7 protein-coding genes and 1 pseudogene are annotated in these 6,263 nt (G+C 42.0%); 4 read left to right on the top strand and 4 right to left on the bottom strand.

Features of this window, described 5'->3' with window-relative positions; translation table 11 throughout:
* Positions 1-406: 406 nt before the first annotated feature.
* A complete protein-coding gene (locus ACEE44_RS08310) occupies positions 407-1,351 on the top strand; it encodes a magnesium transporter CorA family protein (protein ID WP_105118273.1) in 945 nt (314 codons plus the stop codon).
* A 15-nt stretch (positions 1,352-1,366) separates the two neighbouring features.
* The gene (locus ACEE44_RS08305) at positions 1,367-2,023 is read left to right on the top strand and encodes a DUF1129 family protein (RefSeq protein ID WP_172028934.1); all 657 of its coding nucleotides are present in this window, start codon (positions 1,367-1,369) and stop codon (positions 2,021-2,023) included.
* A gap of 308 nt (positions 2,024-2,331) precedes the next feature.
* Here ACEE44_RS08305 and rpsR read toward each other — a convergent pair whose 3' ends face one another.
* The 4 genes from rpsR to ACEE44_RS08285 form a co-directional block, all read right to left on the bottom strand.
* Positions 2,332-2,571 carry a 30S ribosomal protein S18 gene (gene rpsR / locus ACEE44_RS08300; RefSeq protein ID WP_002939250.1) on the bottom strand — a complete coding sequence of 80 codons (240 nt, stop codon included), beginning with the start codon at positions 2,569-2,571 and terminating at the stop codon, positions 2,332-2,334.
* 31 nt (positions 2,572-2,602) lie between these two features.
* Complete coding sequence (locus tag ACEE44_RS08295; protein ID WP_172050674.1) at positions 2,603-3,097, bottom strand: single-stranded DNA-binding protein; 495 nt, start codon at positions 3,095-3,097, stop codon at positions 2,603-2,605.
* An 11-nt stretch (positions 3,098-3,108) separates the two neighbouring features.
* Positions 3,109-3,399 carry a 30S ribosomal protein S6 gene (gene rpsF / locus ACEE44_RS08290; protein ID WP_024418487.1) on the bottom strand — a complete coding sequence of 97 codons (291 nt, stop codon included), beginning with the start codon at positions 3,397-3,399 and terminating at the stop codon, positions 3,109-3,111.
* Positions 3,400-3,570: 171 nt separating this feature from the next.
* Positions 3,571-4,560 carry a lipoate--protein ligase gene (locus ACEE44_RS08285; RefSeq protein WP_449171897.1) on the bottom strand — a complete coding sequence of 330 codons (990 nt, stop codon included), beginning with the start codon at positions 4,558-4,560 and terminating at the stop codon, positions 3,571-3,573.
* A 133-nt stretch (positions 4,561-4,693) separates the two neighbouring features.
* Between ACEE44_RS08285 and ACEE44_RS08280 the strand changes: the two genes are divergently transcribed.
* Entirely contained in the window at positions 4,694-5,854 is a 1,161-nt protein-coding gene (locus ACEE44_RS08280) for a DUF6688 domain-containing protein (RefSeq protein ID WP_248033734.1), read from the top strand.
* A 114-nt stretch (positions 5,855-5,968) separates the two neighbouring features.
* Positions 5,969-6,194 (top strand): annotated as a pseudogene (locus ACEE44_RS08275) (transposase); the annotation flags it as partial.
* Positions 6,195-6,263: the final 69 nt, after the last annotated feature.

The following is a 6,263-nucleotide window of genomic DNA, read 5'->3' as shown; positions in this document are numbered from 1 at the left end:
CCAGTTCCACACGCTTAAACATGAAGAAACCAGCAATTTTTCACACAGCGTTTAGGGCGTGTTCAATTCCTTTCTAAAGATACAAAGGGCGTTAAATGCACAGTCAAAATAGGCGGCAAGCCCGAAATCTGTGATTTCGAAGGCGCACCCCCGTCAAGACAACTAGTTCCACATGCTTAAACATGAAGAAAACAGCAATTTTTGACACTGCATTTAGCCCGTGTTCAATTCCTTTCTTAAGAGGCTCTAGCTGTACAATGAGAGATGAGAAAAAGTCCGTACAACTTACTCACTTAAATGTCTTCATATTATATCACAATTCTGCATAAAAGCTTTCCGTAACGACACATTTTTTGGTATAATAGAGGTTGCGTTAACAAAACAATTACAAAAAGGAGGGCGTCATATGAAGCAGATTTTTCTATCAACCATGACAGATTTAGAAGAAATCCAAACCTTTGAACCTGGGGCTTGGATTAATTTGGTCAACCCCTCCCAGAGCGAGTCAATGGAAGTAGCTGAACACTATAAGATTGACATTGCTGACCTCCGGGCACCTCTCGATGCGGAAGAGTCTTCTCGTATTACGGTTGAAGATGATTATACACTAATCTTGGTGGACGTTCCAATTCTGGAGGAGCGCAATAACAAGACCTACTATATCACCATTCCGCTTGGTATTGTATTGACTGAGGATGCGATTATCACAACTTGCTTAGAGCCATTACCACTCTTTGACCAATTTATCCACCGTCGTTTGCGGAATTTCTTTACCTTTATGAAATCCCGCTTCGTTTTCCAAATCCTCTACCGCAATGCCCAGCTCTATCTTTCTGCCCTACGGACCATTGATAGAAAGAGTGAAGAAATTGAGAAACAGCTCCATGAAGCCACTCGAAACGAAGAACTGATTGTACTCATGGAATTAGAAAAAACCATCGTCTACTTCAAGGCCTCCCTCAAAACCAACGAACGGTTGGTCAAGAAACTGGCTAGTTCTTCTCGCCTCCTTCGAAAATATGAAGAGGATGAGGATCTACTGGAGGATACTTTGGTCGAAACCCAACAGGCTATTGAGATGGCAGACATCTATGGTTCCATCCTAAATTCGATGACCCATGCCTTTGCATCCATCATTTCCAACAACCAGAATACCATCATGAAAACCTTGGCTCTCATGACCATTGTCATGTCCATTCCAACCATGGTCTTCTCTGCCTATGGTATGAACTTTAAGGATAACATTATTCCCTTCAACGATATTCCCTATGCATTTTGGTGGATTATCCTCTTCGCCTTTGCCATCAGCTTATCATTAACCTTCTACTTCATTCGTAAGAGATGGTTCTAACATTAGGAGATTACAATGTCATTTACAGAATTTAAAGAATTAACCAAGAAAAACCAGGAATTCATCCACATTGCCACCAACCAGCTCATCAAAGATGGTAAGTCTGATAGCGAAATTAAGGAACTGTTGGAAGAAATCTTGCCGACTATTATCGAGAAACAAAAAACTGGCGTAACAGCTCGCAATCTCTATGGAGCACCGAGTGAATGGGCGGCCAGCAAAACTATTTCTGAACAAGAAAAGAAAGACCAAGTTGAATACAACGAAAATCCTTGGTTGATGTGGCTGGATTCTAGTCTCTTCATGCTGGCTATTATTGCAGGTATCAATGGATTGATGAACTTATTGGGACAAGGTGCCCAGTACGGCTTGTTCACTCTATTGGTCATTGGTTTTGGTGTCGGCGCAGGTATGTACTTCATGTACCACTTCGTTTACAGAGAGCAAATTAAAACTGGTCAACGTCCTAAATTATTAAAAGCAATCCTCTTCCTTGGACTTGCTACGCTGGCATGGTCACTTGTCTTCCTCTTGGCAGCACTAATCCCTGCTAGCCTAAACCCTGTCTTGCCTCCACTTGTTACCATTCTTATTGGAGCTGCAGCTTTCGGTGCTCGCTACCTCTTGAAAAAGAAATACAATATCCGTAACGCAATGTCACCTGTACAATAATAAACAAAAGGCGATTGGTCTATCCAGTCGCTTTTATTTATCTATACAGTCCAGCCGTCAAAAGATCTGAGAATTCTATTCATTGTGTCATAAATTTGTTTAAGCAGCTGAAATAGTCTATCACCAGACTGTTTCAGTACACCAGATCATTACTCGCTTTCGTTAATTTTGAGCTCGTGAAAAACAGTCCATTCAAGGTCCTTAATTCACTCTCGTGTTTTCAAGCTCATGAAAAAATGGTCCATACTGTTATTGCGCTTTTCGCATTTCTAGAGCGCAAGCTAAAAAGACCCGTCAGGGTCTTTTTACTAATCTTCGTTTACGAATGGTAGCAATGCCATTACGCGAGCACGTTTGATAGCTGTTGTTACTTTACGTTGGTTTTTAGCTGAAGTTCCAGTTACACGGCGTGGAAGGATTTTTCCACGTTCAGAAATGAAACGGCTAAGAAGCTCAGTATCTTTGTAATCAACATATTCAATTTTGTTAGCTGCGATATAGTCAACTTTTTTACGGCGTTTGAAACCGCCACGACGTTGTTGAGCCATGTGTGTTCTCCTTTATATTATTATTTCAGACCTAGAATGGTAGGTCATCGTCTGATATATCCATTGGATTACTAGCTCCAAATGGACTTTCTTCTCTAGCGAAGTTAGGTGTAGATTGTGCAGGTGCTTGATAAGGTGAGTTATAGTCATTCCCAGCGGCAAATGAATTACCAGCTGAATAAGCACCACCTTGACCTTCACGAGCAGTACGGCTTTCCAAGAGTTGGAAACTATCCGCAAGCACCTCAGTCACGTAGACACGTTGTCCCTGTTGGTTATCATAGCTACGAGTCTGAATACGACCAGTAATACCAATCAGAGCACCTTTCTTAGCCCAATTCGCCAAATTCTCAGCTTGTTGACGCCAAATGACTACGTTGATAAAATCCGTTTCACGCTCACCGTTTTGATTTTTAAAATTGCGGTTAACTGCCAGAGTAAAAGTCGCAACAGCCTGGTTAGACGGAGTATAACGAAGTTCTGCATCACGGGTCATACGACCAACCAATACTACATTATTTATCATAATCTACCTTCTTACGCGTCAAGTTTGACAATCATGTGACGAAGAATGTCGCCGTTGATTTTTGACAAACGGTCAAACTCTTTAAGAGCTTCATCGTTGCTTGCTTCAACGTTAACGATGTGGTACAAACCTTCGCGGAAATCTTTGATTTCGTATGCAAGGCGACGTTTTTCCCATGCTTTTGATTCAACGATTGTTGCACCGTTGTCAGTCAAGATAGAGTCAAAGCGTGCTACCAAAGCGTTTTTAGCTTCTTCTTCAATGTTTGGACGAATAATATAAAGAATTTCGTATTTAGCCATTGATATGTTCCTCCTTTTGGTCTAATGACTCATGGTCTAGCCACGAGTAAGTGAGGGATACTCACAGAAAATAATTATACCATAATATAGAAAATGTGCAAGTGAAAAGGGCTTACTGAAAACAATTTCACGAAAGAAAAGACTATCCAAGTTCATGGACAGCCAAATAGATTATGCCACAATCGCTTTTGCCACTTCTTCTGTTGTCATGCGTGAGAAGTAGTGAGTGGTGTCGATTTCTTGTAATTTGGCAAGGACATCTGCGTATTCATAGCGAGTGCCGACCAGAATGTCTTCGATATCCGATACATCACCGATACCGAAGAAGTCACCGTAAATCTTGATGGACTCAATAACTGATTTCTCAGCCTTAATGTAGGTTGTGATTTTACCAGCCGGGTAACGAACGCTGCGCTCCACAGTGTATTCTGGTGTTTGACCGTAGGTCCAATCCCAAGTCGCAAACTGGGTATCTCGGATTTCTTGGATACGAGCCAAGTCACCTTCTGACAAGACATACTCATCCATGTCTGGATATTCTTGCTTCATCTGGTTGAGGATAGCATCTTTGAACTCCAAGACTGTCATCTTCTCTGGCAATTCGTTGTTGATATTAGTCACGCGGGCACGGACTGACTTGACACCTTTGGACTCGATTTTATCCTTGCTGACCTTGAGGGCACTTGCCAAGACCGACATATCCACATCAAAGAGTAGGCAACCGTGGTGCATCATACGACCTTTTGCATAGGCTTGCGCATTTCCACAGATTTTCTTGCCGTCGATTTCCAGGTCATTACGGCCAGTGAAATTGGCCTCAACACCTAGTGTCGCAAGGGTATCAATCACAGGCTTGGAGAAGGTTTTAAAATCAAAAGCTCCCTCGTCCGCCTTGTTAGAAATAATGGTGTAGTTGAGGTTGTTGAGGTCATGATAGACCGCGCCACCACCTGACAGACGGCGAACAACATGGATACCCTTTTCGTCTGTGAATTCCTTGTTGATTTCTTCAATGGCATTCTGGTGCTTACCGATAATGATGGCAGGCTCGTTGATCCAGAGAATAAAAATCTCGTCAATCTCTGTCAATTCCTTGAAGGCATAGGCTTCGAGGGCGATGTTGTAAGCTGGGTCGTTGCTATTATTTACGATGTATTTCATGCGAAACTCCTTTATTGTTAACTAATTTTTATTATAGTGGAAACGATAACAAAAGGCAAGTGTTGGAACCTTACTTTTCTGACCTGTCTTGCTTTTTCTATAAATTGATGGTAGGCTAGAGAAGGAGGAAGTCATGAAAAAACAGTTAAACACATTTTGGAAAATTTATATTATCTCAAGCATCTTTGTTCCTTTTATGTGGGTAATCAATATCCCCATCATCTGCTTGATTCTTCCTCTTTATCTGACTTGGAAAAACATCCGCCATTTTATGGACCTTTTGAAAAAACAGTTAAAAGAGTATAGTTTTTGGATTAACGATGGTTTGATTTTCTTTCTAGGAACGGGATTAAGTTGGCTAGCTCTTGAGGGTGCCCAAGTTGTGTACGTCGATTGGCCAGAAACCCTTGTTAACATCCAACTTCACAGCCCAATACAGACAAAAGCCTGGTCGGGACAGTTCTTCCTTCTTCTTATGGGTGTTTTAGCTTATTTGGTGCTAAACATCTACCAAACCAGGCTCCTCCCCCCTCTCCTAACCGTCCTACTCATCAGCTGCCTGTATCCAAGTTTTGTCTTTGCTGTTTTGTGGACCATACAACTTTCTACTTTGATTGAAACAGATTTCTTCACCTACTGCTACCTGTGTTTGGTTCCTTTTAATATTTGTCTCATTTACAGTCGGACCATTTTACAAACCATTCAACTGTGGCAGGCAGAACTTGCAAAGCAGAACAACCCACGCTTCCCTAGACTTTCTGCTCTCCTGCAAAAAAGCCTTTCTCTGCCAATTTGGCTCCTCTTCTTCAGTCTTCCCTATCTTGCAGTTCTTGGCTCCTATCTCATTCTCTTTGGTCAAAAAACTGACCAGCTACTTCAGATGTGGACGGAAACCAGTGATTGGGCCTTGTCGGAAAAAATCTCCCCACCAAACGCATTCTATGATGAACACTATCTTTGTACAGTGGGGGCTGCTGGTCACCGTAAACTGGTCAAACCCATTCGTATGGGGGAACGCCATGGACATCGTGTGGTGGTCAATCGTCAGCTACAAATTGCCAATGCTTTTGAACAGATTTTAGAAGAAAGATGTCCACGCTTGCATGGCCGCATTCGTTCCATCTACGACCGGTATGGCTATCCCATTTCCAAACATATTCGCAAAGCCTGGCAGGCAGATCTGATTTACCTGATCATGAAACCAGCCGAATGGTTCTTCCTCTTCGTCATCTATCTGCACGATCGTCAGCCAGAAAATCGCATTGCACGTCAGTATTTACCAATAAATAAATAAGAAGCTGGACCCCCAGCTTCTTTTGTATATACATTACTCCACATCAGCTTCGTTTGTAGCGATGACATTTTAAGGCTCTATAAGACTGTAGTGGGTAAATCCACCATGGAAATTAAGGTTTTAAACGCCATGGAATTACCTTATTCCAACGCCAAACTGGAAGCTACCAACAATCTCATCAAAGTCATTAAGAGAAATGCCTTTGGTTTCAGGAAGATGAAAACTTTAAAAAACGCACTTTGATTGCTTTGAACAGTGAAAAGGACTGGGAAGAGTCCTTTTCAGCTTATCCCCTAAAAAAAAGAAAGAGAGAACGAATTTCGTCCTCTCTAGGTGTTAGCTTTTCGTCTACCCACTACAGTTGACAAGGAGCCTAAAAGAACCCAAATCCACACCAAAGAAGACTGTC

The organism is Streptococcus sp. 32226D021BW (assembly GCF_053545015.1).
Note: the sequence above shows the minus strand (reverse complement) of the source record. Positions and strands in the feature narration are given on the sequence as shown.

Excerpts from the sequence above, each read along its gene's own strand:
- ACEE44_RS08310 (WP_105118273.1), top strand. The coding sequence starts at position 407 with ATGAAGCAGATTTTTCTATCAACCATGACAGATTTAGAAGAAATCCAA.
- ACEE44_RS08305 (WP_172028934.1), top strand. The coding sequence starts at position 1,367 with ATGTCATTTACAGAATTTAAAGAATTAACCAAGAAAAACCAGGAATTC.
- rpsR (WP_002939250.1), bottom strand. The coding sequence starts at position 2,571 with ATGGCTCAACAACGTCGTGGCGGTTTCAAACGCCGTAAAAAAGTTGAC.
- ACEE44_RS08295 (WP_172050674.1), bottom strand. The coding sequence starts at position 3,097 with ATGATAAATAATGTAGTATTGGTTGGTCGTATGACCCGTGATGCAGAA.
- rpsF (WP_024418487.1), bottom strand. The coding sequence starts at position 3,399 with ATGGCTAAATACGAAATTCTTTATATTATTCGTCCAAACATTGAAGAA.
- ACEE44_RS08285 (WP_449171897.1), bottom strand. The coding sequence starts at position 4,560 with ATGAAATACATCGTAAATAATAGCAACGACCCAGCTTACAACATCGCC.
- ACEE44_RS08280 (WP_248033734.1), top strand. The coding sequence starts at position 4,694 with ATGAAAAAACAGTTAAACACATTTTGGAAAATTTATATTATCTCAAGC.